A 25,221-nucleotide genomic window follows, 5' to 3' on the forward strand; every position below is an offset into this window, starting at 1 on the left:
GTTTCCCCTACACGTTTTAGGGTAAGCCTCGTTGCGTTTCTAAATAGGTCGCAAAGCTTCCCAACCAATGACTACCCATGTAATGCATATCGTGCACCACTGAATTTATTCCAGCTTGCTTATGGGCTTTGGCAGCATTCATAATGGCGTTCTTACGAGGATCTTGGTCATTTAAAGCAGAAGCGATGCCTTCTAACATCCAAGCACGGCTTAAATTTAAGCCATCTAAATGCGCCAGTTTACCATCACTTTTATCAACCACAGTGGCTACCCTTAACCAAGTGCCATCAACATTGGAAGGGATTGTCGGTAAAAACTCAGATAACCAGTTTGGGTATAGTGTTTTTGATAACACTCGACGCATAAGGTCGGCTTCAGCTATGCAAGGGGATAGAAAATCTTGCCCTGAAGGTTCATAGGCCAGTGGACAATTCCGATCATCACTGTACAACCGGGTGATGTTGTTTTTCAGTAAATCGTTAAAGGCTTGATTATTTGCCGTTAGACTCCAATCTAACATTAATCCAAAGGCAAATGCGGTTTGGCTGTGTTCTCCAACTCGTATAGGAAATGTTAGTTTTGGCAACCAATCACTGATGTTAGCCACTATTTTATTTTCTAAAGGGAGTAAAATGGTTAACCATTTTTTTGCTTGTGGGTTGTCCCACTCACGTAATTCTGTGGTGAGTTGTAAAAACCAGGCTAAGCCATAAGGGCGCTCAAAACTTGTACCGGTATTTTCACGATTAAAATAAGCCAATTCGCCTTCAATATTTGCTTGGGTAAAACTCTGGCTAAGACTGTTGATGATCTCTTGATAATGAGCGCTGTTGGGATGTTGGCTAGCAATTCGAGTAAGCAACCAATGTCCATGCACTGAAGAATGCCAATCGAAACACCCATAAAATGCGGGGTATAACTGCTTAGGCGTTTTCACATCCGCATCGCTATTCATCCTATGCTTAACAATGTTAGGGTACTCTTTATGCACACACTCTAAAGCAAGTTGCGCAAAACGGTCGATAACGTCAGCTTTGTTTGGCTCAGGTGTTGCTACTAATGGATCTGCCAGTAAGTGACTACAGTAAAAGCAAAACAATAAACACGCCGCATAAATTCTCATCTTTAATATTTTATCCATTATGTATATCAGTGTGTTGAGAAGTCTAACTGCAACACTGTTCCCTTGCAACGAGCTGAAATGCTTGGACGATAAGTCTACTGATGCCATGACACCGGTTTTAGTGAATAATTTAAATGACTCCCAACCAAAAAATATCTGTTCTGTTCTTTGCTTTGAATCATAGGCGTTTGAGGAAATTCTTTGTCTTGAACATACCGCGCATTCGTTGATGGGCTGCTAGCTATTTGAATTGAGGTATCATTTGTTTTGCTCCCGCGGCATAACAACAGTGTTGTTCAAATTTTGTGGTTAACATAAAGCATGGGTCGCTTGATAACCCATGCCTTTGAAGTCTTAGGATCTGGTGATGGCAATATGCCCGGCTTTGTCTTCTCGAAGGTAACGAGCCGTGCATTATTTATGAGGCGCTTAAATAGCGGACAACTATGCACAACCTTCACTGTAAATTAACTATTGAAGTTTGGCATTAGACCATTGTTTGGGGTCGAGCAAGTAACACTGTTTAAATTGTTCGTATAGCTGGGGATGTCGGTGTTCTAGCTGGTGGGGTTTCTCAAAAAACGTTTCAGTCACCACGGCAAAAAACTCAGCGGGGGAGGTTGCACCATAACTGTAAATAACATCGTCAACACCATCAGCTAGCTTTTGTTGTTGCACTATGAACTCGGCATTTAATACCTGTGACCATTGTTGATATTGCTCTAAAGTCGGCAATAAGGGCAGACCATCCATAGCCGCATTTTCTTCATCTAATTTATGGGCAAATTCATGCATCACAACATTGTGTCCATCACGACTATCTCTTGCCCCTTGTAACACATGATCCCAAGCCAAGATTACCGGACCTCTATGCCAAGATTCCCCCGCTCTGGTACTCTTACTCGTAATACGCAACATGCCTTCTGTTCGTGTACTGCTGGCCACATAGGTATTGGGGTAAACCAAGATGCTGCGAAAACCAGGATAATAATTGCCTGGCCGATTGAGTATTAATAAACAAGCTTGAGCGGCAATTAATACTCTGATTTTATCGTTTATGTCGAGGTCATTTCGCCCAATGATGTCTTTTTCATCTAAAAATACCTGTATATGGCCAGCTAATTTGCACTGCAATTCATTGGGTAAACGTAAATACAATGGAAATTCAGTTTGTAATATATGCAAGTATTCGGGTGCTAATGGCTGGGATCTTAATTGAATTCGTTTTAATTCACGGAGTTTAATGCTGCGCTTATCCAAGTACAACCAAGTCATCATAACTAAAATAGGTAAACTCAGAAAAAAATATATTAGGATTTGGCGCATAGTTTGTCTGTTGATAATTTAAGGTCAGACACTAGCTTATCAAGTTATTAAATTTGGAGCTTGAAGAAGTTAATTTTAAATAAGAAGTATATACTTGCAATAAGTAGCAAAACGTCAAAACGAAGGTTAGATAAGAAAAGTCGAGTAAAAACCCCAATGATAAAAGAGTTAATTTCAATAAGGGGCTTGGCAAATATGTTTTAAAAAATCAAATGTATACTTATTAGGTAAAGCGAGTAACCTTAATAATATGACTAAATAAAGTATGTAGGGTAATTTTTTGTTGCGGGTAATATGTCGATTAGTAGCGTTAATCTATATTCTAACGAGCTTTAGCAGCGCCGCTGAGAAAGGACAACACAAGCTATCTTTTGATATAGATTCTGTTGGTGGATGGGTTCCTATCCTTACCGCAGCCCAGCCAGGCACCCCTGGTATTATGACTGAAATAACCGAAGCCATACAACGCCACTCAGATATTGAATTTATACCTGTAAAACTTCCTCAAAAACGAGCCGAAATCGCCCTAAAAGAAGGTTCAGTAGATTTTGACTTTATCTGTCTAGAATGGCTAAAGACTCCAGAGGTTGGCCCAGAATATGTCATAAGCGAACCTTTTTTTGAACTCAAAGAAAGTTTTATCACCTTAAAGAAAAATGTGCATTTATTCCCAACACGGGAGTCTTTGTATAATAAACATGTCGGCACTATTGCTGGGTACTTTTACTTTGATGATCATACTTTTATCCGTACAGATTTTCTCGATGAAAACCATTTGGTTTTAGGTTTAAAGCACGAAAGATTTGAAGTCATTATATTGGAACAAGAAACGGCTAAACATTGGGCTAAAGTGAATGATGTGGATATAGGTTTTGCTGTTTTGCATAGCAAAGGAAATTTTCTAATGAGGATCAGAAAAAAACATCAAGGCCTTTTACCTTTGATAAACCAGGCAATCAAACAAATAAAAGCTTCAGGAGAACTACAAGCCATTTTAGATAAGCACAATACTGAAATAAATATTTTTAACTGACATAGTCTCAGTGGTGATGCTCCCATACCTCTTTGGGACTTAAAACAATGAATTTCTATTACCACCTCGTACACTGTTAATTGGTCCCGTCCTTACTCCACACAAAACTAAGTCTGTTAACTTGTCTCTAGCGATATCAAAACTGTCTCTTTTTCGCTATTCCCCTACCACTATAATAGAATGTGCCAATACTTAGTCACCGGCAGTCACTTTCTCCATGAACCAAGACAATAACTCTATTCCTGAAAAAGGATTACTTTTTAATACCAAAGGCAAGGTGTCCGTTTGGGCGTCACAACATCCTTACGCTGATATTCCTGATGAGTATTTTGAGGAGACCTTTTTCAAAAAAGGCACTCGGGCAAGAAACACTTGGTCAGACAATTATAAAATTCGCTATTTTTCACCGCAGCAGATGGAAACTAATGGTGCCCACACTGGCACCATTGATATTCATGAAGCAGCTGGTGGCTGTTCTTGCTCAAGTTCTTTTATTGTCAATTTGATGAGTAAAGCGAAAAAAAATAAGATGCAGCAAGTGACCTGGATTATTTTACTTTTCGAACAGGAATATAGCGTAAAACTTAGTGGTGTTGCTCAGGATGAATACACCACTTTTCTGGGGGCGTTTAACTATGATGCCTCTAGCGAAAGCTTGTTGGGTGAAGACGATGATGAAGACATAGAAGATGAAGATGAAGCAAACCCGGAATAAATAGTGTTGTAGTCAATTTATCTGACGAAATACAGTGGCGTATTTCGCCATTGAGTCCTTTAGCGGCAATATTAGTAACAGTGACTCACTCTAATTTAAAAATGCTTGGGTTGTTTCAAGATCTGAAGTTGTCACAATCTCAATTCATTCATTTAAATTGACACTTTGCCCTTTATGAACAAACAAATACACTGTCTGTATGCTGGAAAAGCTACAGTGAACCATCAGATTCAATCTGCAGAAACAATTGTGAAGGGCATTCATAGTCTTGATGGAACAGCGTTTGAACTGCAATAGTTTCCATTGAAATATAGAGGATTATTAGGCGTAATTCCTCTTAATAGAAAACCAAATGTTTTAGGATTTTCAGGCTAATTTGAGAGTGCACACTACAAACAAAGATAATAATATAGTTGAAGTTTTTTTGTTAAGTCTGATGTTAATATACAAAAAGTTATTTTAAAACTAACAGGGTGTAACGTGCACTTCAGAAGTCTGAAGCGATACATTACTATTCAGATATTGCCTGCGTTGCAGCTATGAATACACTTTGTTTTTTCGATATATATCGGTTTTATCCAGCTAAAGGTTGTTTGCAATTTGAAGACTACTGTTACATTCCCTCCTTGGTTGATTGTTATCGCTGGTACGCTATTAGCTACCATCATAAATTTTTATCCATTACCTTTTGTCACCGGCGCTCAATTTGTTTTCGGCAACATCATAGCCGTTGCCCTTACTATACTATTTGGTTGGAGGGCGGGTTTAACGTGTTCTGTTATTTCAACTGCGGTTACATATTTTAACTGGGGACATGTACTTATATTTTTACCCTTTTCACTTGAGGTTTTATCGGTTCACTACGCCATTTCTAAACAAAAAAGCCCACTATTTGCAGGTGTACTGTATTGGTTTTCTCTAGGTTGGATCATAGTAGGGTTAGAGTATTATTTTTTAGCAGACTTTCTAGACAGTACCAAAATAGCGATAACCATTAAATATGTCATTAATGGCGTATTAAATGTCATGCTTGGCTATGTGTTGGCGTTTATTTTATTGACAATCACCAAAAGTAATTGGCGTGAAAGATTAAAATTCAGTCAATTTATCACATTAGCCGTTGTCTACTCGTTGACGATAGCCGTTTTAGCTAATAGCTATTTTTGGCTTAATAATATGCAAAAAGACAAGTTATCTGAGCTCAACAAACAATTGACTATGGAGTCTCAATATATTGCTCAAAAAGTAGATGCCTACCTTAACGAGCACCTCAATACACTCGATCTTATTGCCTCTTTGGATCAATCTCAAATCAAAGAGCAAGATTGGTTATTTGTTCTAGACAAAATTGTTAAACGATATCCTAATATATTGACGATGCTGGTTACCGATGTGGATGGAAAATTCATTGCTACCCATCCGGCCTCAAGATTACAAGAAGTAAAACAACAAGACCCCTTTTATAACGTTTCAAAGCGCCCCTATTTTACGGCCCCAAAATCCACTCATCAACCCTATATTTCGGATGTCTTCCAAGGAAGGGGCTTTGGCACTGATATAATAGTGGCGGTGTCTGCTCCTCTATTAATCGATGGAAACTTTACGGGTATCGTTGAAGCTTCACTTGATTTAACAAAGTTTAGCACTCTGGATCGTAAGGTATTACATGAAACAGAGAGCATTATCATACTGGATAACAATAATCGCGTAATTTATCGTTCTGATGGCCTGGCTTATGATCTGTTAGAGGATTTACGAGATAAACCCGTATTAGCCCATATACAACATCCTAAAAATTACTATTTTATAAACCATGTAGGAGACTATTATTTAGGCATCTCCCAGGAAATAGGCAACTTTGGTTGGACCTCCATTGTATTGCTTCCCAGAGACGTATACGAAACTCAAATATCCAGTTATGTGGTCTGGTCGCTGTCCCTATTGGCCATTTTTCTTGGAGCCGGCGCTTTTATTGCCTCAAAGCTTGCGGACAAGATCACTCGACCTTTAACTGAATTAAATCAAGAATTACTCGCTGTTAGTCGCACGGGAAATTTTGATTCACTTAATCTGGCTTTAAAACCCACCTTATTTGTTGAATTAAATAGCATGTCGTCGGTCATTCAAGAGTTTTCTCGACGACTAAGAGAATCAATACACTCACTCAACAATGCCAATTTTGAACTAGAAAGCGTGAACAGTAACCTGACAAACCTAGTTGAAGAAAAAACCAGAGACCTGCAACTAGCGGTTATTTCTGCTAATAGTGCTAACAATGCAAAATCGGAGTTTTTGGCCACAATGAGCCACGAAATCAGAACACCAATGAATGGTGTGCTTGGTATGATTGAACTGTTGCAGACCAGTGATCTGGATAATGAACAGAAATACAAATTAGATATAGCCGCTTCTAGCGCAAAATCGCTACTCTCTTTGATTAACGATATTTTAGATTTCTCTAAAATTGATGCAGGGAAAGTGGAATTTGAAAATCAGGATTTTAGTTTAATTGAATTACTCAGTGACATCGTTGAAGTCCATTCGATGATGATAACGAGTAATGATGTCACTATGCTGATGGATACAAGTTTAATTGAGCAGGACTCGCTTCAAGGAGATCCTACTCGATTACGTCAAGTGTTAACAAATTTACTGAGTAATGCGCTCAAATTCACTAAAAGGGGTCACATTATACTGACAGCGCAGAGTAGAAATGTTGATGGGCGGGTCCAAGTATCTCTTAGGGTAGAAGATCAAGGTATTGGTATTGCGCCCGACAAGTTAGAGTCGTTATTTCAACCATTTACACAAGCAGATGCCTCAACCACTAGGAAATATGGGGGAACCGGTCTGGGTCTGACTATATCTAAAAAACTGTGTGAATTGATGGGCGGCGATATCAGTGTGCAAAGTACCCTTGGCAGTGGTAGCACTTTTACTGCGGTAGCAACCTTTAATGTGAGTGAAAATAAGTCCAGTGAACCCGACTTGAGCACGCTTTTTCATTATATCTTGGTGTTAGGCAACGATACACAAAGTGAGTTACTCATATCACAACTCAAACACTGGAATGGCCAGATTGTTAGTGTTAAAGATATTGCCGAGCTAGAGGTTAAATATGCTCGAATTAAGGGGTTTGGTAAAAAGACATACCCCAATCTCATTTTTTTTGTAGAAGACGTCATAAACGACAACCTTAAGAATAGTTGCAGGTTGGCCATCGCTCAGGGTGACTACGTTATTTATGTTCACAAACAACAAACAAAAGCGCTGGATAGTACAATCCATGACGTTGTCAGTGGTATTTTCTCTGCACCCATAACACCAAACAAACTGTCTAATGTTATCAAAGCCGTCACTCATAACACAACGGAACATGTTCAGAATCAGTCTTATGTTAATCCACAGAATATGGCAAACATCTCGAACAGAACATGTGTGTTATTAGTGGAAGATAATTTGATCAATCAACAGGTTGCCCAGTATATGTTGCAAGAGCTCCAGATTGACGTAATTACAGCTAATAATGGGCAAGAGGCAATACAGCAGTTAATAGATAACACCGAGTTTTCCTGTGTTTTAATGGATTGCCAAATGCCGGTAATGGACGGTTATACTGCAACCAAAAAAATTCGTCAGGGTCAGGCAGGTCAACACAACAAGAATATTCCAATCATTGCATTGACGGCTAACGCTATGAGCGGTGACCAAAAATTATGCCTCGATGCAGGCATGAGTGACTTCATTACCAAACCTGTTTCACTTGAAATGTTGCGCAAAACCTTGAAAGAAGTGCTAAAAACCTAATACTTACATTGCAAGTATCACTGCACAGATTAGGCTTTCTGTGACGTCTTTATCCCCCTAAGTAGTCTCCGATGTTAATAGTGTTAACTGTTTGTTAGTTAAAGTTGAACATTTGAACATAATTAGGGTGCTCAAGATTGGATTACTTAAGCTTTACAGCTTTTTACAGTCATCGGCTTTTTTTTATCATTTGAGAAGTGTTATTCTCATAAACGAGTTCGGCAATTATATTAATTAGTTCAAACTCAGGTTAATTAAGATAATGATGTGAACAACACGACTATTTAACATTTGCAGAGGAAGATATGGCGTCACCAAAGTTTCATAATAGTATTCGCAAGTACCATCGTTGGATGGGTTTTTTTTTGGCGGGTATGATAGCCATTTATGCAACCAGTGGGATATTACTGATTTTTAGACCAACAGACTTTCTCAAGTTTCCACAAACTGAAATACGTCAGTTAGAGCCGGGGTTACAGATTGAATCTTTAGAAGAAAATCTGCACCTTAAAAAGTTTAAAGTTGAGTCTGAATCGAACACCATGATTATATTTAATCTAGGCGAATATAATAAAAATACCGGTGAGACTGTTATCAATCAACTTGATTATCCTACACCTTTAGCTAAATTAGTGAAGTTACATAAAGCCACAAACAATAGTCCGCTGTTTTTCCTTAATATAAGTTTTGCTATTGCATTGCTGTTGTTTGTTGTGTCTGCATTTTTGATGTTTATGCCAAAGTTAGCTTTTTTCAAAAATGGTGTGAAAATATCCATTGCGGGGGCTTTATTTGCGCTTTTGTTTGTGATTTTTGCGTCATAAAAACATCACAAATTAGCTGAATAACGACTAATATATGCCGTGATCATCCTGAGTCTAAGCTTGTGTCACGGCCAATTAGGGTTGTTTTCTGTTGTGAATGTAATTATGAATTATCTTTGCTCATAAAGCATACTGCAACTTGTTGATTCTAAATGTATTAGGATGCAACCACATAAATTCACGACGGATCCTGCTTGTGTTTTTTTCTGACGGCCATATTATAAACTTCATGAACGCTACCCTATCAATAAAATTTAAGCTCACAAATTGCATGATTAAATGCAATGTCGCTTTGATGTTGTTTTTGTTTTTGTCTGTATCGTTTATCAACGTTGCCGAAGTCCGTGACCTTTCATTACAGGAAAAGGTTACATACCTTGCTGATTTTGAATACGTAGCTGATAATCTGCCTGAATATGATTCAGGTGATGATAGTGTCGGTATCCCTTATGACGTTATTGAAAATTGTGACGTCGCCTGCCACATCCTTGCGGTTCAATTTAAGGCCATTTCCTCCTTAAATTGTGCCTTTCAAAGGCCTCTTACCCGCGCACCACCAAACGCATTGAGTTAAATAAATTTAACGCTACAGAGTCCTTTTTTAACAGAGAGATTTTGTAGGAAAATCAATGAATATTTTGGTGAATTAAAATGAATGATTTTAAAATAATGTCTACTGTGGATAGCAGTATTGCTTGTGCAAATGTGTTAGTTGAAGCGCAGTCTCATTTGGATGTATATAGCTCAGCTGAGTGTGTGGTTAAGGATATCAACTGTATTATTGAGCAAATGATTGCGCCTGATACCAGCATTGATGAAGCGTTGACAGTAATGAGATTGAGCAATAGAAAGTCTAAATTATATGTTGGGACAGATCTTAAATTATTGGGGGTTATTAGTGGTTTTACTTTGGTCAGCCGTGTTGTATTAATGACTGCAAATCGCAAAGGTGTGGCGAGGGCGGATCTAACGGTGTCAGATGTAATGAGTCACGCCTACAAAATGCCTGCATTGCGAAAAAGTCATGTTCACAGAGCGTGTATTGGTGATATCAAGAAAACTATGGAGTCACTCGGTGAAGCTCATATCCAGGTCGTTGATGAAAATAATAAAATTTGCGGGATAATCTCATCAACAGATATTAGCCGAGTTTTGAATGTGCCAGTGTATATCAATGCCACTGCACATTCGTTTAAGGATTGTTTTGATGTTATGCATGAGCATGAGGAGCTTATTTAGCTTCTTGTTAGATTAAGTTTTATTTATAAAGGGGAGGGCTGTATTAGTAACCTCCCCATTTAAAATGTTAACGACCTTAAATAATTGAAACCATTGGATTCAGTAAAATTGAGGGCAAAACCACGTTAACTTCGGTATAACCTGTTTATCTGACAAAACACAATGAATCCAATCCATTAGCTGAGAATATTAATAACATTACCCCAACAGAGCATGTGTTAGCTCTGTTGGGGGTAATGTTGTCATTTTTTAAAAATGTCTCTTTTTTATTCCGAACTCAGGTTAATTAAACTGACCACAGTATTATTTGACTGGCACTAGTTGCAAGGTACTAATAGTGTTGGCTGTGACATCGGCTTCACTAAAATGCTGCTTTATGTACTGACCATTAATATACGACTCAGCTTGATCTTGATAATGTTGATCAAACAACACCCCACTTTGGCCTACAGGATTGATACCGAGTGATTGGCTTGGGTCGGCAAAGTCGATGAGTCGGCGGGTTGACGGGCCGTATACCACTGACCAAGGCGCTGGACTGATCTTATGTGACAGATTGTTAGGGGTTTCATGACCACCAGGCGCGTTAAACTGGCCAACGTTGAACAACTTGTCTAGGGGATTTTGCTGACCCAGAGGGTGTCCATGGGTGAGAGTATGCGCTTTGCCCCATTGCCAGTTCGCTGTGTTGGCACCCAGAGTGCTGCGCAGGTGTTTTAGACTTTCCTGCCATGCAACCGCCACTATTGCTGCGCGATCTTCGGTGACTGCGGTCTCTCGATTATCCCACCATGGCGAATCGGGTTCATTTGCCAAGCGTGGTAAAGCAAAATCGATGACACGAGTACGAATTAACGTTGCGAAGAAACTGTCACCCATTTCGTCACTCATGGCCTCAAATGCAAGTTGGTAAACTAACTGGTTAAAAATCGTGGGGGCTATGTCGTCAAGATTATGCTCCCCATTCCAGTTAGTGAGTAAGTTCACTAATTCTTGTTCATCGTCGCTAGCGGTCGCTTGTATGATGGGTAACAATGGTTTGAGCAAGCGCTGTGCATAGCCGCTGCCTGTATCCAGTTGCAATGCCTGACTATTTTGCACGTTCCACTTCACGGTATTGTCTGCTAAACGTTGATTAAGTCGAATACCACGAGCGGGCAAATTGTAATAACCCGGTACCTTGATACCGCTGTCAGGAACGGGCTGATAATTAGCCGAAACGATGTAGCCGCGAGCTGGGTTTTCCTCTTGGGGGTTATCATTAAAAGGCACAAAACCCAGTTTATCCGCATCAGAACTGCTTCCGTCGAGGATGAAAGTAGGATCGACTCCATTAGGACGTAAAGGCAGTTTAGCTGCTGCCCACCAACCAATATCGCCACTGGCATTGGCCCAGACTATGTTGAGTCCTGGCGCATGAATTTTTTCACTGGCCGCGCGAGCTTTTGCTAAGGTATCAGCACGGTTTAGTTGATAAAAGGCATCAAGGATCGGGTTCTCGGTTTCAAGAAACGCCCACCACATGGCGATAGGTGTTTTGCCTGAATGCTCGCCTAGAGCATCATTGATGATGGGGCCATGAGGCGAGCGCCTTAAGGTCAGAATGACCGGATCCTCACCTTTAACCTCAATTTTCTCACTGCGACTTTGTAGCTCGACCCATTGACCCCGATACCAAACTTGATTTGCGTTATTTGGATTGAGTGTTTCGGCAATAAGGTCTATGTCATCGTTCTGAAACATCGTAATGCTCCAGCCAAAGTCTAGATTGTGTCCAAGGCTAGCGACTGGATTGAGGGCTTGATGATGGCCATATAGTTCAAATCCTGGGTACGACAAATGCGCTTCGTACCAGACTGACGGTACGGCAAAACCTATGTGTGGGTCGCCGGCTAATAGAGGCTTGCCACTTGTCGTACGACTGCCGGATACCGCCCAAGCATTACTGCCTTCAAATAGTGGTAAACCACTATCTGTGAGTGTTTGTTGACTGATACGCGCAAGTTGATTGAGGTCATGCCAATCATTGTTTGTCAGGAGCGGCGATACCACTCCCTCGGGATGCCAAGCCAAATCAAACACATCAAGGTAGTCCACACCAAGCTTGTCACGAACATAAGTTAGCACCGGCTCAGTGCGAAAAGCAGCGGCAAAACTGTAAGCCATATACCCAGCCACGCTGAGTGTATCTTTAGCAGTGAAAGGGCGCTTTGAAATGCCTAGAATATCGAATTCTATGGGGGCAGGGTGAGTGTTCTGATATTGGTTTATACCATCTAGATAGGCGATCAGAGCTTTATTTGCAGGCGTGTTAAGGTCCATCTTAGCAACGTAGGCATCGGCATGGGCGCGAATGCCCAGAGTTCGAAATAAACGGTCGCTGTCGAGGAGTTTTGGCCCAAGTATGGCCGCTAATTCACCTCGCGCCAAGCGGCGCACCATCTCCATCTGAAACAGACGGTCTTGGGCATGCACATATCCTAGAGTACGATACATGTCGGTTTCGTGCTGCGCTTGAATATGTGGTACACCACGCTCATCATAACGCACCTTAACGGGTGCTTGCAGATTGGTAAGACTTACCTCACCACTGCGCACGGGTTGTTTGCTATAAATGTACCAAGCACCGGCGGCGCCAACAACAGCAATAATAAAAACAAGCATTTTCAGGATGAACTTCATTGAACGGATCCGTTTTAAGTTATTGTAAATTACCGTAACATTTTATTGGCTTTTAGTTCACAACTATTCAGCAACAGATAAAATACGAAATAGTCAATTTATGTAACGAATACAAAGGCGTATTTCAATATCAAATTAGTCCGAAGCAGATGAGGTTAATCATACGAATACTTGTGTAATAAAGTGTTATGGTGTGAAAGTGGAAGGTCGAATTTTAATAGAATCACGACAACAGGTGAAACAAATGAAAACTTGTATATTCATTATTTACTTACTAATTTTTTATCCATTTATAAGCTCTGCTCAACCTCCAAAACCTTTTTTATTAACGCATATTGTGTACCCTGATCTTGATGAATACTCTGAACTTTTCGTAGAGATTTATACTGAATTGGGATTTAAAGTGGAGCTAATTCCTACGCCTTCATTACGGGGATTAATTTTACTTAACGACGGAGTTGTAAACGCTGACGTAGTGCGGATAAATGTCATCGCAAAAACATATCCCAATGTGATAGTGGTCACACCGGAATTAAAACGTGTCAGCCTATCTTTAATCTGCGCTAAGGGAGTACCTTGTAACCGAGGTGTATTAGCAGATAAAAATATATCCATACTGGCAAATGAAAGGATGCTTGCGCTTCTTGATGATGGGGAGTTTAAATCGATTCATGTCGATAATGAATTATTCTCCAGTGTCCTTAGTATGCTTAAGGCCGACCGATATCATTATGGAATATATGTGATAGATGAGGTGATAAAAAACCATTTTGCCGAAAATTTTCAAATAGTAGAGCTTAAAAAAATCTCAATTAATCACGTTATTCATAAAAAACATATTGGTTTACTACCGAGAATTCAAGAAAAAATACGCGCTAAACTACCTGGATTTAATCGCATGCGGTTAGGAAACAAGAACCACTTTGAACCGCAAGCGAAGTTTGGCCAAGCTAACTATTAAACAAATAGTTAAGTTTGCCTCAGTGAGGGGATTGCAACTAACTGTCATGAGTTGAATGATATATTGCATAATTCCAAGCAGATTTCTGCCATTTTGTGTTGATCAACATGGCGATTAAAACGGGCGAATAGTAACTTGAGCTTGGGTGTAATCTAGGTTTGGCAAAACGGCCTGTCAGGTGCTGAATACAAATAGTCTGTTAGCTCAACAAGTGATTCAAACACCCTCAGTACACCAGTGACAACCACCCCCTAAACCCATTTTATTTGGGGAAGTTGTCACATCAGGATAACCTGATTTGTTTAACAAAAATCACAGCTATTCAAACTCACGATGCTGAAGGCAGTTTCCAGTCAGGTCTTACAAAGTGGCAAGTGTAGCCATTGGGGCGTGTTTCTAGGTAGTCTTGGTGTTCAGCTTCAGCTTCCCAAAAATCACTAACAGGTTCGACTTCTGTGACTACTTTTCCTGGCCATAATCCACAGACATCCACGTCAGCAATGGTTCTTAGGGCTTCTGCTTGTTGCTCGTCAGACTCATAATAAATAGCCGAACGATAGGATGCTCCAGTATCGTTACCTTGTCTATCTGGTGTGCTGGGATCATGAATTTGAAAGAAAAACTCTAAAATTTGTCGATAGCTGATAACTTCATTATCAAACAATATTTCAATACCCTCTGCATGGTTACCATGATTGCGATATGTTGCATTTGGCACTTCACCACCGGTGTAACCCACCCTAGTTGATGTCACCCCAGGCATTTTACGAATAAGATCCTGCATGCCCCAAAAACAACCACCGGCTAATACTGCACGTTCATTTGCCATGACTAAATATCCTCTACTTGATCTAAATAAGCTGCATAGCCTTTACTGCCCATCTCTTCTTTAGGAATAAAACGCAGTGAAGCAGAATTAATGCAATAACGCAGACCACCATGGTCTTTGGGCCCATCAGGAAACACATGGCCTAGGTGACTGTCACCATGAGAAGATCGCACCTCAGTACGCGACATGCCAAGGGTGTTATCAGTGATTTCATTAACATTAACTGGGTCTATGGCCTTAGTAAAGCTAGGCCAGCCACATCCTGATTCGTACTTGGCAGAAGAGGCAAACAAAGGCTCGCCAGAAACAACATCTACGTAGATACCAGGTAAAGTATTGTCTAATAATTCACCGGTACCAGGACGCTCAGTACCATTTTCTTGAGTCACTCGGAACTGCTCTGCAGTTAGGGCAGAAATTGCATCCTGTGATTTTTGATATGTACTCATAATTTCCTCTTTGTCATTAACAACAGGTATCTTTGGGAGTGTAACAGACCTGCTCTTAGTCTATTTTATTCGCAACGGGAGATAAAGATCACTATTTCAAAATATCAAGCGTTTTTGAAGCCAAACATTTCCAATCAGGGTTCTTAATAACAGTGTGATTAAACGATTGGTCACAAGGTATTCAAAAAGATGAAATTGAAGTCTTAGCGAAAACCATTCAACTTACAGGCGCGTGATTCATAGCAACAATGATTGTCTCGTTTTGTTATAAACGCTTCATCAATTGTATTCAGCTTCCGCCAGTAAAAATTCATCGTCATCATGCATACGATTACGCATTGTCGCCAGCCGTGCTTTAATACCGCCCATCATTTGAGTAAATTGAATGTCTTGGCTGAGCCATTCAAAAATAGGGGTGTATTCAATTTCCCACGCCCTAACCCAACCTACATCTATTGCGCCTTGGATATAATAAAAGGCTTCTTCTTTATTGTGTTTTATTAAAAATCTGACATACCTCCATCAAATGACACCAGTCTTTATCCGTACGGAAAAGCCGGGAGAGCTCACGGCTTAAAATGATACCTATATCGCCTAGGGCAACGCGTGCAAGAAGCTCCTGAAAGCCGGGGCGTAAACGTGCCCCAGAAGCCGCGCTAGCCCCTAAATCCTTATCAATAATGTCTACCTGTTTAAATCCCAGGTCACTGGCCCGCCCAGCCAAAGCATATTGTAGTTTCTGGTTTTCAATATTATTTTTTACCTGACTAAGGGATGATTGCCGTAGGTAAACGATAGCCTTTCTGGCTAAATGCTCGCCAGTAATTTTACTTAGATTGTGAGTCGTCATACGTTTCTTCCTGTATTGACTGAAAAACAGTCATGATGAGTTTTGCCATCAAATCAATCACTTCACGCTGATGATTTGATGATAGGTTTTGAAAATGTTGATGTGAGGTGTCATCATTTAAATCAAGGCTCCGTTGTTCCATCCAGGTGCTCCAAAACGTCGATTGGGTTGACTAAAGCAAAGCAGTAAGCACCAAGCAAATCAACAATTTCAAGCAAGATTGTGTGTGGTGGTTCAACGATGGAGCCAATACAGATTTCACTGGCTTCTTGTTTTAGCATCCACAGCGGCACGGCTAATGTTACGCCAGAGGATAGCTCAAGGATGAGGTGATTGTGCTTCCCACCAGACCGATGAAACACTTTAAACGTCTGATAGGCGAAGGGATGAAATGGGTAATATATCCTTGCCGCCAGCGGCAAGGTATTTAGTGTGGTTCGTGATGAATAATCATACCCATGTGGTGCTGTGTGTAGACAAAGACTTAGCAGATAGCTGGTCGATGACAGAGGTCATTAGGCGTTGGCATCAACTTTATCAAAGTACGCTGTTGAGTCAAAAGTACCAAAGAGGGGATAGGCTCAGTAAAGGTGAAGTGATAAGCCTGGAAGAAACAGTCACGATTTACCATCAACGTTTGTAGATAAAGCGGGGTATATAGAGCAACATCATAGCCCGATTCTAGAGTGCCTTGGTCTAGATACTGAACAATGGTTAACCTTGACCACAGAGTTCGAACAACACTTCCATACCGCTGTAAGCAGCGAATACATGCCACAAAAATTCAAACACCACACGGACCATCAACGTATACGAGGGATGGCCAAGTCAGAGTATTACTTCAACACGCCTAAACAATTCAGCATCACATCTTCAAAGCTACCTGCACAACCAGTGCACAATGGCGTTGCCTGAAATTTGAGCTGTATGGGGCATTTAGCTGCATTCAAGACATCCAATCCATAATAGGCCTGAATTTCTTATTTCTTAAAACCAAATAGTGAAATATCCCCATCACTTTATGTTTGTTGATTAGGTTGTGATTGGGTACTTTATTACTTTGGGTGCCTTGGTTATTTTTTCAAGACGATCACCCAGGTAAAGTGACGGTGTTACTTGTTTGAGGTGTTGGTTATAGTTTCTTCAATGACTAGCCAATTTATAAAAAATTAATCGGTTTAACAAGGTGCCCGTTTTGAATTTAGAAGAACTAATATAGATGTTAATTTTTTGTCCATTCGAGCATTGAGCCATAATTAAGCCCCGACCTGAGTCGGGGCAAAGTGGATGGGAATCGTTAAATGTGTGTTTACAAGGATTTCAGAAAACGTAAGACCAATTGCTGATTTTCCTCTGACAAAGCCTTGTATTCATCACTCGAGGCCTGACTTTCACCGCCATGCCATAAAATCGCCTCTTCGATAGAGCGCGCTCGGCCATCATGCAGATAGGCGTGCTTAGGGCTACAAATTTCTCCGCCCTCTCTTCCCGTTGGATTAGTCACGCCGCCAGTTACACATGCCGCCTGCCCAAGGCCCCACAATGGGGTAGTTCGCCACTCGCTACCACTGGCTAAACCTTCCCCCAGGTTATCTGCAAGCCCTTCACCCATATCATGCAGCAGCATATCGCTAAAGGGATGAATGGTTTGGTCACGCACTTCAGCTAAAGGATGGAATTCACTGGTCTGAAAAGTTTCCGTATGACAACCTGCGCAACCAATGCTTTTAAAGTGCTCTTTGCCTTGCAGTACTTCCTGGTTTTCCACACCCTTGTTCCAGACACGCTGGGGACGCACCCCTAGGGTAGAGATATACAGAATAAGGTTATTAAGGTTTTCTTCTGGCATAAGCGGGCTACTTTCACCGCAGTTGGTTTGAGCCGAACCACAATCCGGGTTAGGCAGAACAGAAGTCAACACACCCAAATCCGTATTCAACGCTGCCGCCACCTGATGTCTTAAGCTTGACGCCGCGGCCTTCCAGCCAAAACGTCCCAGGCGGGTCAACGCTTCGTCTTCGGGGTCGACCACTTTATTGGCACGACCAGAAATGCCATCGACATTAGCATCATTCGGGTCTTCCAACGCCAGGATAGCGCTCTCGGGTATCGCTTCCAGCAAACCCAAGCCAACAAGACGGGGTGCAATTCGCGCAGAGAAAGTAGCTGGTGCACCTTCACTAAATTGATAGTTAGGGCTTCGCAGGCCATCCGCCCTCTCGGTCCATGAAGCGATAGAAACATCACCTTCACCAGCACTGCCGCTAGGCTGCAATACGCTACCAATGAGCGGATCGGGTGCGCCATTGACATCGCCTACCTTAAATACCCAGCGATCAAGGGAGACACCATTATCGACAACCGCGGCACCACCATTGCGCTCATGACAACCGGTACAACGTTGATTAATATATTTTGTACCAGCCAAACCGGCACTGGTCGCCAATACGCCATTGTCGGGATCTTCATCATGGGTACCATCAATAACAGATGAATGGTGGACGCGGCGCCCGAGCAGAAAGGTTTGTCCGTTGTCGTAGCCGAGATTGGTGGCCATCTGCAAGAAATTGTCGTTAGGCTCATCCGAATACTGATGATGAATAGTGGTATGTCCGCCTAACCAGTATTCTTCAGGGATTTTCTGGCTGTCTTCAGGGAAGGGGGAGCCGGCGGCTTCAGCATACCAGGGCACGATACCCTCACCCACTATGTAAAGAAAGGTAGTGCCATAATAGTTGGCCTGGCCACGGGGGATACCGGCCGCACTGAACTGGCTAATTTCAAATTCCATGCGATCACCCAGTTGAATAGGCCGGCCTAAACGGGTGTTTTCATTGCTGATTTTTTGATAGTTATAATGGGTACCATCAAAGCCCTGATAGTCCATGATGCCATTACTGGCGTACTGAGCCACGGTGGTGATACCCTGATACCACCAACGATTCTCCGCTTCACTGGTGCTCAACGGGAAAAGGGTACGCACATTCATTTCAATCGTGCCCCCCCCTTTGGCAACATAATCCACAATCTCGATATTGCTTGAGCGGTCTTCAAAGTAGAACTTAATGTAATGATCGTAGGACTGAAACTGGTCTTCACGTGCATGACGAGTGCGCGGGCGATCAGAAAATCGGGTGACTAACGCATCATCTGTTTCAGATTGGGTATCAGGTTGGAGTGCTGTAAGTTGGTTATACAGTGCGCTTACTTCACCTAATACACCATAAGGTACCAGCCACCATACCCCACCAACACCTTCACCGCTGGTATCATCAATTGCACTGTCTTCGGCATAGAAGTACAAGGGTCGACCGTTATAGATGGCTTGTATGCTGCCATCATCCAGCTCTATCGTGCTTAACCCGCTTACACCAGATGCCTCCATGTCTTCGACCAATACCGGTGGCCATGTTGTGGCACAAGCATCGTTACAAACACTGCTGCCTGGTGTGGCCTGGTCATTATCAAAAACATACAAGGTAAAGCCGGGGAAAAGGGAATCCGAACCGCCTACCAGACGTTCATTCGCGAAGGATACTTCGTTATTGACCTGCACAACTTCACAACCCAGCATATCAACAGAGGTGCCGGCAAGCGTGTCCGGACATTGATCGAGACTATCGGTCACGCCGTCAGCATCGCTATCGACAATGGGTGTGAATTCGATCCAATTGATATTGAAATCATTACCAGTCACATTCAGACGTAGGGTAAGTGTCTCCCCTGAGCTGACCTCAATATTGCCGATAAAATGTGTAGCAAAGGTCTGCCACCCCCCCGTACTGGAAACGCTGTCGCTACCGATTGTTTGTCCATCGAGCTGCAGGGTATAGCTGCCACTGGATAAATCAGATCCAACCCTTGCAGTTACCGCATATCCGCCTTCGATTATATTAACGTTGTACTCAAGCCATTCTCCTGCAATTGTCCAGCCCACGTTAAAGCCACCACCTTCATCGCTTGACGCCTCGATATCGACATCATCACTTCGATAGGCATTCCCGGAATTTCCGGCATCGGAATCACTGAAAGCCACATAATCTTCCGCTTGCACAACCATACCTGCGGTTGGCGTCGGAGTCGGAGTCGGAGTCGGAGTTGGAGTCGAAGTTGGAGTTAGAGTTGGAGTCGGGGTTGGAGTCAGCGTCGGAGTTGGAGTCGGCGTCGGAGTTGGCGTTGTCACCGCGGGCGCTATGGGCGCAGCTTCACCGCCGGAACCGCTACAGGCAGTCAATCCAACGCACGTCAGTGGAACTAAAAGGCCTAAACGAGTGAATTTCATATGTATTTCCATTTAAATAAATTAGAGTATTGTTGATATGTATTTCAATCAAACCAATCAAGCTTCGGCGCTAAGGCAGGGATTATGCTGCCTATTTATTCGTTTTCTTATTTTTATGTTTGGTTTTTGTTTGGCTAAGTAAGTGAGCATATAAAATAGGTCGTAGTAAATTTGACTCAATATAGTTTGGATCAATGTCTTTTTACGCTCCACAATTGTCAGTATCCATTGGTATGAGAAAGCATACCAAGTCCATTACTGCACGTTTTCAGCACTCTGGTAGAAGCAACATGGTGAAAATGACTAAAAAGACATTTTGATTTTCAGGCATCAAATTAGATCCTTTGAGCAAATAAGTTGGCAGGAAAAATAATGAATAACTATTACGGGTAGAAACAATTTAACTTTTCCATAACACAATAATAATAATAGTGTGCCATATTACGATTTTTCAAATGTAGCACTCATGTAAAATTTTTTTATGACAATGCGTTCACTCTTAGCAATTGCGCGATAAAGTGGAAAGGATTAGCGATAAATTGTTACGTTCGCGCGGCAAAATGGACGTTACTAGTTTCAATTTGTTAATATTTTTAATGTGAGACTTTACTGTTTGAATTATTTACCATAATCAATACCGATAAAAAAAGACTTTTATATAAACCTAATTATTGTATTAACAGGTAATAACCCAACACCTTACTTTTTTAGATACAAGGTACAAAAAAGCCAGCTAAAATAGCTGGCTTTTTTCCTTTACAAGGTTTATGAATCAAATTGTACAAGTTTTGCAAAAATTCCAATAACTGGGCTTTTTGCTGTGATGTGAGACCTTCATAGGCTTCTTTTGCAGGTTGTGCCTCAACTCCGTGCCATAGTATCGCTTCTTCAACGGTTCGAGCACGTCTGTCGTGCAGATAACCTATTCGGTCAATATCGTCATTGGATGGTGATAATGAAATTTCATCATTGGCTCTATCATCACCGACCATTACGCTAACCGTATGACCTAAACCCCATAATGGCGCAGTGCGCCATTCAGCACCTGTGGCAGAGCCTTGACCAAGGTCATCAGCTAAGCCAGGCCCCATATCAGTATTTAGTGTAGAAGCGACTTGGTGCTCAACACTGTAAGTGGCTACTTTATAACCAAAACGCCCTAAACGCACTACATCACTGCTTACATCATTGTCCAGAGACGCTTTACCCGATATGCCGTTGCTGTCCCTATCGAATTCATCTTTACATTGTAAAATAGTAGAATCATCTATGGCATCTAATGATCCCATTCCCACCAATTGTGGGGCTACCCTGCCTGAAAAAAGAGCAGGTTGTCCTTGATTAAATACATAGTTAGGTTGTCTTAAACCGTTGGCTAATTCAGTCCAAGAGCCTAATGAAACCGTATCTTCCGGTTCACCCGCTCCTTCTTTTTTAGGTTGTAAAATACGATGTCTATTCGGGTCTGGCTGGCCTAATGCATCGGCAATTTTAAATACCCATTTATCTAAAGGTTGACCTACATCTTCAACTAGACCAAGACCATTTCGAACATGGCAGGCGGCGCAAGAATGATAAATATAATGTTTGCCTATTTTACCTACTTGTTCAGTCCAGACTGGATTATAATTGCGTTCATGATGCGTCCCATCGTCAAAGTTAGTGTGATGCACTCTGCGCCCTTGCACAAACTGTTGTTCATTACCTTGACTTAATAAAACGACCGGCGGGCTCTTCACTGTAGTTGTAGCCCAACGTAGTATCGCCGCCCAACAGGCCTGACTCTCAGGAATTGGTGTGCCATCATTAGAGCCGCCACCATCATCAACTACGCCTCTTTGCCACTCAAAGGGGGGCTAAACCAGGTTGACTTATAACATAGACAAAAGGTGTACCATAATAATTTAACATGCTTCTCCATTTAACTCAGGTTGATTTTAAAGGAGTATGAATAATTGCCAAGTTTAACAATCGATTAGGTATTTGTTTTTCCACAAAACGGCGATTATACCGATAACAAAACTCATTCAAGTATTCTTGTAAGTAATTACCCGTAACGCCATGAAACGTGCCCAACAAAAACGTTTTCAAATTACCTATCGCGATATGAACCCAAGGCAACCATTCGTCTACCTTTTCACTTGGCGTGACTCTTGGCTCATGTTGCTGTGTTTTATCTATAATATTTAACGCAGGATAAGCATCCGTTCTGACATGCTGATTAGCTAAAAGGTGATGTGATACAAATTCTTTTACTGTTTTAAAATTCACATTTTTAACCGCTTTCATTGCGATAAACCCTGCCTTTTTATGCTTGTTTTCACATGCTATGATAATGGGGGTTTTCCCTTCTGCTCCACGACCACGCTTGCCTTTGTGCTTACCGCCAACAAAGGCATCATCTAACTCTATTGTGCCCGACAATCGGTAGAGGCTATCCCTGTGTCCCATAGCCGCTCTCACTTTCGTTAACATAAGCCGAGCAGTCTTCCAATTCACTTCAATAAGCTTGCTTAGCCTTAACGCTGAAATACTGCCTTTGTCTGAGCCTATAAAATACAGTGCCCAAAACCATTTGAGTAACGGTAGATGACTACCATGAAATAAAGTACCTGACATCACCGATGTTTGCTTATGACAATGGCTGCATTCGGTTAATTCTCGGCAGTGAAGGTCAATCCCATTGTCGTGACCACATTGAGGACACATAAACCCATTAGGCCACTTCATTTCCTTCAGATACTGGAGACAATCTTTATTCGTTCTGAATTGCTGTTGCCACGTTAAAAAACTGGCTTCTGGCGTGTTCATGTTCGAACTCCCTTAAACTGTTTATTTTCATATACAGTTTAGTTCATGCCTGAGCAAAGTGGAGAAGCATGTAATTTAATCTGGCACCGGCAGGAGGGTTAAGCAGGAATAGACTGATTTCAAATTCCATATTGGTACCCATAACTAAATCAGGTTGCTGCTACCCACCATTTTCCACTGATTAACGATATCCAGCTCATATTTAAATTGGTGCCCCTGTTCACTCGTTTTTTCAAAATTATCGTTAAATTGTTACGATCGCACGATAGAATGGACACCATTGATTTCAATTTAATAACATTTAGTCGAATACCTTAAACCAGTACTTTACCGCTCGAATTATTTACAATAGCTGATATCTACAAAAATAGGCTTTTATATACACCAAATAATTTCCCCTTTTTTTTACACAGTAGATGAGAGTAAGATGTTTTTTACCTGCAAGGTTAACAATTCTAAGATTTATGATAATTCACTTAAAAGGTATTCTCGGGTTTATTAATCAAACGTAACTAATAGCAATATAAGTTTGGACACTGTTATCATCTGAAAAGGGTGGAAATATAAACCAACAATGAAAAAGGGAGTGAGTCGTTATTTTTTTGTCATCTTTCTTCAGTTACAAGAGGCCTTCTAAAGGAAGGCTTTTTTGGGGCTTGCAAATCATTGGCTGGTTAACACTTACGATATTAACCTATTTGGCACTTACGGTGTGGTATGACACCTATAATTTCTGGCCAAATAATATTCACGGTTTGCTGCAATCAGCACTCGGTATCTTGTTCAGCTTAATCCTTCGCCAAGTTTTTTTATACCAGTGGGAGAAGCCATATATTAGTAGAACAATCATTGGTTTCATATCCGTCATCATTGTCGCGTTGCTTTGGACTGTAATACGAATTCAGTTATATCTATTGATTGTACCGCTATCTCCAGAGTACTTTAAGAAGCCAGATTGGGTGTTCAATAAAGCATCTATATTTTTCAATTTTGGTGTAGATGGTGCCAATATTGGCGATAAAAAATATTATTGGGATGACATGAGTTTTGGTTCAAATTCCAAACGTCCCAGTGCAGACATTTTCGATAAAACTGAGGGTAATGCGCTACAACAAATTGATTTACCTATTAATTTTGAACAGAAAAACGTTAACTATTTAGTCTCTGATTTCGGGGGAACATATACAACAATCGGAGCCGACCCGAGTGGGCGTAAAGGTAATGTAGCCATCACTACTAAAAACGCATTTAGTGAATTATGGGCGGGGTCTACTATAGGTACTAACAGCGGTTTCGCCAACGCAATTCCTATCACTAGAACAAACAGTACCTTAACCGTTTGGGTTTATTCATCTGATGCAGGAATTCCTGTACTTTTGAAGTTGGAAAATAATTATGATGTCCGTTACAGTGCAGAAACTCAAACAAAAACAACAAAATCTAATACATGGGAGCCCATGATATTTGATTTTAATACCGCCAATTCATATAATGTAGCTTTAAGTTATGCTGAACTTTGGAAAGGTTTTGGAGGATGGTATTTTACTTCCTTATTAATCTTTTTATGTTGGGCAGCTTCCTATCATGGTATCAAATACGCAATGTTATTCCAGCTCGAAAGAGATGAAGCAACAGGTCAAGCTCAACAAGCTAAACTGCTTAGTCTAGAAGCTTCAGAAGCGGCAAAAGAAGCGCAGTTACAAATGCTACGTTATCAATTAAACCCCCATTTTATGTTTAATACTCTTAATGCAATTTATGCCTTAATTAAATTGGGTGATCAAGACCAGGCTAAAGATATGGTCTCTAAACTTGGGAAGTTTTTGCGTTACCCACTCAACAATGATAACAATCAGTTAGTCAGTTTATCTGAGGAATTGGAAGCAATTTACTTGTATTTAGATATTGAAAAAGTACGCTTTGGTAATCGATTAACCATTAAAACCGACATTGAGCCTGTGGCTAGCTTATTTCTGGTGCCTAGCTTAATACTTCAACCTCTGGTTGAGAATGCGATTAAGTACGCAGTGGCTAAACAAGAAAATGGCGGTACTATTACGATCACTGGAAAAGTTAGAAAAAAACAGCTTATATTGACTGTCAGTGACGATGGTCCCGGTGCAGATTTATTTAACGGCAAGTTAACTAGCAAGATTGGCATTGGGTTACGCAATACCCAACAGCGCTTAGAAACATTATTCGGTGCTAAACATTCATTCTCATTGGAAAATGTAGTACCTCATGGTTTTCGAATTGTAATGTGTTTACCAACTCGTAAAAGGTTGTAAAA

The 25,221-nt window shown here is 41.1% G+C and carries 18 protein-coding genes and 2 pseudogenes; 9 read left to right on the forward strand and 11 right to left on the reverse strand.

Features of this window, described 5'->3' with window-relative positions; translation table 11 throughout:
- Positions 1 to 16 precede the first annotated feature (16 nt).
- Together CXF95_RS05995 and CXF95_RS06000 are read right to left on the reverse strand one after the other, a co-directional pair.
- Positions 17 to 1,123, reverse strand: a complete 1,107-nt coding sequence (locus CXF95_RS05995) for a DUF2891 domain-containing protein (protein ID WP_101197827.1) — start codon at positions 1,121 to 1,123, stop codon at positions 17 to 19.
- Positions 1,124 to 1,594: 471 nt separating this feature from the next.
- Complete coding sequence (locus tag CXF95_RS06000; protein ID WP_101197828.1) at positions 1,595 to 2,449, reverse strand: zinc-dependent peptidase; 855 nt, start codon at positions 2,447 to 2,449, stop codon at positions 1,595 to 1,597.
- 439 nt (positions 2,450 to 2,888) lie between these two features.
- Here CXF95_RS06000 and CXF95_RS06005 point away from each other — a divergent pair, with 439 nt between their 5' ends.
- The 6 genes from CXF95_RS06005 (at position 2,889) to CXF95_RS06030 (ending at position 10,067) form a co-directional block, all read left to right on the forward strand.
- Complete coding sequence (locus tag CXF95_RS06005) at positions 2,889 to 3,482, forward strand: ABC transporter substrate-binding protein (RefSeq protein ID WP_101197974.1); 594 nt, start codon at positions 2,889 to 2,891, stop codon at positions 3,480 to 3,482.
- A 217-nt stretch (positions 3,483 to 3,699) separates the two neighbouring features.
- Positions 3,700 to 4,197 carry an immunity 22 family protein gene (locus tag CXF95_RS06010; protein WP_101197829.1) on the forward strand — a complete coding sequence of 166 codons (498 nt, stop codon included), beginning with the start codon at positions 3,700 to 3,702 and terminating at the stop codon, positions 4,195 to 4,197.
- A 600-nt stretch (positions 4,198 to 4,797) separates the two neighbouring features.
- Positions 4,798 to 8,004 carry an ATP-binding protein gene (locus tag CXF95_RS06015; protein ID WP_101197830.1) on the forward strand — a complete coding sequence of 1,069 codons (3,207 nt, stop codon included), beginning with the start codon at positions 4,798 to 4,800 and terminating at the stop codon, positions 8,002 to 8,004.
- A gap of 305 nt (positions 8,005 to 8,309) precedes the next feature.
- Positions 8,310 to 8,828, forward strand: a complete 519-nt coding sequence (locus CXF95_RS06020; RefSeq protein ID WP_101197831.1) for a hypothetical protein — start codon at positions 8,310 to 8,312, stop codon at positions 8,826 to 8,828.
- A 271-nt stretch (positions 8,829 to 9,099) separates the two neighbouring features.
- Entirely contained in the window at positions 9,100 to 9,402 is a 303-nt protein-coding gene (locus tag CXF95_RS06025) for a hypothetical protein (protein ID WP_232787673.1), read from the forward strand.
- Between the two features lie 77 nt (positions 9,403 to 9,479).
- Complete coding sequence (locus CXF95_RS06030) at positions 9,480 to 10,067, forward strand: CBS domain-containing protein (protein ID WP_101197832.1); 588 nt, start codon at positions 9,480 to 9,482, stop codon at positions 10,065 to 10,067.
- Between the two features lie 303 nt (positions 10,068 to 10,370).
- Here CXF95_RS06030 and CXF95_RS06035 read toward each other — a convergent pair whose 3' ends face one another.
- Positions 10,371 to 12,749 carry a penicillin acylase family protein gene (locus tag CXF95_RS06035; protein WP_101197833.1) on the reverse strand — a complete coding sequence of 793 codons (2,379 nt, stop codon included), beginning with the start codon at positions 12,747 to 12,749 and terminating at the stop codon, positions 10,371 to 10,373.
- Between the two features lie 244 nt (positions 12,750 to 12,993).
- On the opposite strand from CXF95_RS06035, the gene CXF95_RS30420 reads away from it, so the two are divergent.
- Entirely contained in the window at positions 12,994 to 13,710 is a 717-nt protein-coding gene (locus CXF95_RS30420; RefSeq protein ID WP_232787674.1) for a hypothetical protein, read from the forward strand.
- A 328-nt stretch (positions 13,711 to 14,038) separates the two neighbouring features.
- Here the strand turns inward: CXF95_RS30420 and msrA are convergent, their stop codons facing one another.
- The 4 genes from msrA to CXF95_RS29510 form a co-directional block, all read right to left on the reverse strand.
- Positions 14,039 to 14,539, reverse strand: a complete 501-nt coding sequence (gene msrA, locus CXF95_RS06055) for a peptide-methionine (S)-S-oxide reductase MsrA (RefSeq protein WP_101197834.1) — start codon at positions 14,537 to 14,539, stop codon at positions 14,039 to 14,041.
- 2 nt (positions 14,540 to 14,541) lie between these two features.
- The gene (gene msrB / locus CXF95_RS06060; RefSeq protein ID WP_101197835.1) at positions 14,542 to 14,988 is read right to left on the reverse strand and encodes a peptide-methionine (R)-S-oxide reductase MsrB; all 447 of its coding nucleotides are present in this window, start codon (positions 14,986 to 14,988) and stop codon (positions 14,542 to 14,544) included.
- 487 nt (positions 14,989 to 15,475) lie between these two features.
- The gene (locus tag CXF95_RS06065) at positions 15,476 to 15,838 is read right to left on the reverse strand and encodes a recombinase family protein (protein WP_101197836.1); all 363 of its coding nucleotides are present in this window, start codon (positions 15,836 to 15,838) and stop codon (positions 15,476 to 15,478) included.
- On the reverse strand, positions 15,816 to 15,980 hold the full coding sequence (locus tag CXF95_RS29510; RefSeq protein ID WP_157828085.1) for a hypothetical protein: 165 nt from the start codon (positions 15,978 to 15,980) through the stop codon (positions 15,816 to 15,818). Before CXF95_RS29510 ends, CXF95_RS06065 begins: the two co-directional genes overlap by 23 nt.
- A 249-nt stretch (positions 15,981 to 16,229) precedes the next feature.
- Here CXF95_RS29510 and CXF95_RS30425 point away from each other — a divergent pair.
- Positions 16,230 to 16,672, forward strand: a pseudogene (locus CXF95_RS30425) (hypothetical protein); the annotation flags it as partial.
- 475 nt (positions 16,673 to 17,147) lie between these two features.
- On the opposite strand, the gene CXF95_RS06080 reads toward CXF95_RS30425, so the two are convergent.
- The 4 genes and pseudogenes from CXF95_RS06080 to CXF95_RS06090 form a co-directional block, all read right to left on the reverse strand.
- Entirely contained in the window at positions 17,148 to 19,394 is a 2,247-nt protein-coding gene (locus CXF95_RS06080) for a di-heme oxidoredictase family protein (protein WP_232787687.1), read from the reverse strand.
- 111 nt (positions 19,395 to 19,505) lie between these two features.
- Positions 19,506 to 20,132: pseudogene (locus CXF95_RS31380) on the reverse strand (carbohydrate-binding domain-containing protein); the annotation flags it as partial.
- 695 nt (positions 20,133 to 20,827) lie between these two features.
- A complete protein-coding gene (locus CXF95_RS06085; protein WP_101197839.1) occupies positions 20,828 to 21,859 on the reverse strand; it encodes a di-heme oxidoredictase family protein in 1,032 nt (343 codons plus the stop codon).
- Positions 21,860 to 22,046: 187 nt separating this feature from the next.
- Positions 22,047 to 22,931, reverse strand: a complete 885-nt coding sequence (locus CXF95_RS06090) for an IS1595 family transposase (RefSeq protein ID WP_101197018.1) — start codon at positions 22,929 to 22,931, stop codon at positions 22,047 to 22,049.
- Between the two features lie 656 nt (positions 22,932 to 23,587).
- On the opposite strand from CXF95_RS06090, the gene CXF95_RS06095 reads away from it, so the two are divergent.
- Positions 23,588 to 25,219 (forward strand): sensor histidine kinase, encoded by a 1,632-nt coding sequence (locus tag CXF95_RS06095; protein ID WP_101197840.1) that lies wholly within the window; start codon positions 23,588 to 23,590, stop codon positions 25,217 to 25,219.
- The last annotated feature ends 2 nt before the right edge of the window (positions 25,220 to 25,221 follow it).

Origin of the sequence: Paraglaciecola sp. MB-3u-78, assembly GCF_002835935.1 — a bacterium.
Classification (GTDB): Bacteria; Pseudomonadota; Gammaproteobacteria; order Enterobacterales; family Alteromonadaceae; genus Paraglaciecola.

Excerpts from the sequence above, each read along its gene's own strand:
- CXF95_RS30420 (WP_232787674.1), top strand. The coding sequence starts at position 12,994 with ATGAAAACTTGTATATTCATTATTTACTTACTAATTTTTTATCCATTT.
- CXF95_RS06035 (WP_101197833.1), bottom strand. The coding sequence starts at position 12,749 with ATGAAGTTCATCCTGAAAATGCTTGTTTTTATTATTGCTGTTGTTGGC.
- msrB (WP_101197835.1), bottom strand. The coding sequence starts at position 14,988 with ATGAGTACATATCAAAAATCACAGGATGCAATTTCTGCCCTAACTGCA.
- msrA (WP_101197834.1), bottom strand. The coding sequence starts at position 14,539 with ATGGCAAATGAACGTGCAGTATTAGCCGGTGGTTGTTTTTGGGGCATG.
- CXF95_RS06090 (WP_101197018.1), bottom strand. The coding sequence starts at position 22,931 with ATGAACACGCCAGAAGCCAGTTTTTTAACGTGGCAACAGCAATTCAGA.
- CXF95_RS06005 (WP_101197974.1), top strand. The coding sequence starts at position 2,889 with ATGACTGAAATAACCGAAGCCATACAACGCCACTCAGATATTGAATTT.
- CXF95_RS06010 (WP_101197829.1), top strand. The coding sequence starts at position 3,700 with ATGAACCAAGACAATAACTCTATTCCTGAAAAAGGATTACTTTTTAAT.
- CXF95_RS06020 (WP_101197831.1), top strand. The coding sequence starts at position 8,310 with ATGGCGTCACCAAAGTTTCATAATAGTATTCGCAAGTACCATCGTTGG.
- CXF95_RS29510 (WP_157828085.1), bottom strand. The coding sequence starts at position 15,980 with ATGGAACAACGGAGCCTTGATTTAAATGATGACACCTCACATCAACAT.
- CXF95_RS05995 (WP_101197827.1), bottom strand. The coding sequence starts at position 1,123 with ATGAGAATTTATGCGGCGTGTTTATTGTTTTGCTTTTACTGTAGTCAC.
- CXF95_RS06030 (WP_101197832.1), top strand. The coding sequence starts at position 9,480 with ATGAATGATTTTAAAATAATGTCTACTGTGGATAGCAGTATTGCTTGT.
- CXF95_RS06000 (WP_101197828.1), bottom strand. The coding sequence starts at position 2,449 with ATGCGCCAAATCCTAATATATTTTTTTCTGAGTTTACCTATTTTAGTT.
- CXF95_RS06025 (WP_232787673.1), top strand. The coding sequence starts at position 9,100 with ATGATTAAATGCAATGTCGCTTTGATGTTGTTTTTGTTTTTGTCTGTA.
- CXF95_RS06065 (WP_101197836.1), bottom strand. The coding sequence starts at position 15,838 with ATGACGACTCACAATCTAAGTAAAATTACTGGCGAGCATTTAGCCAGA.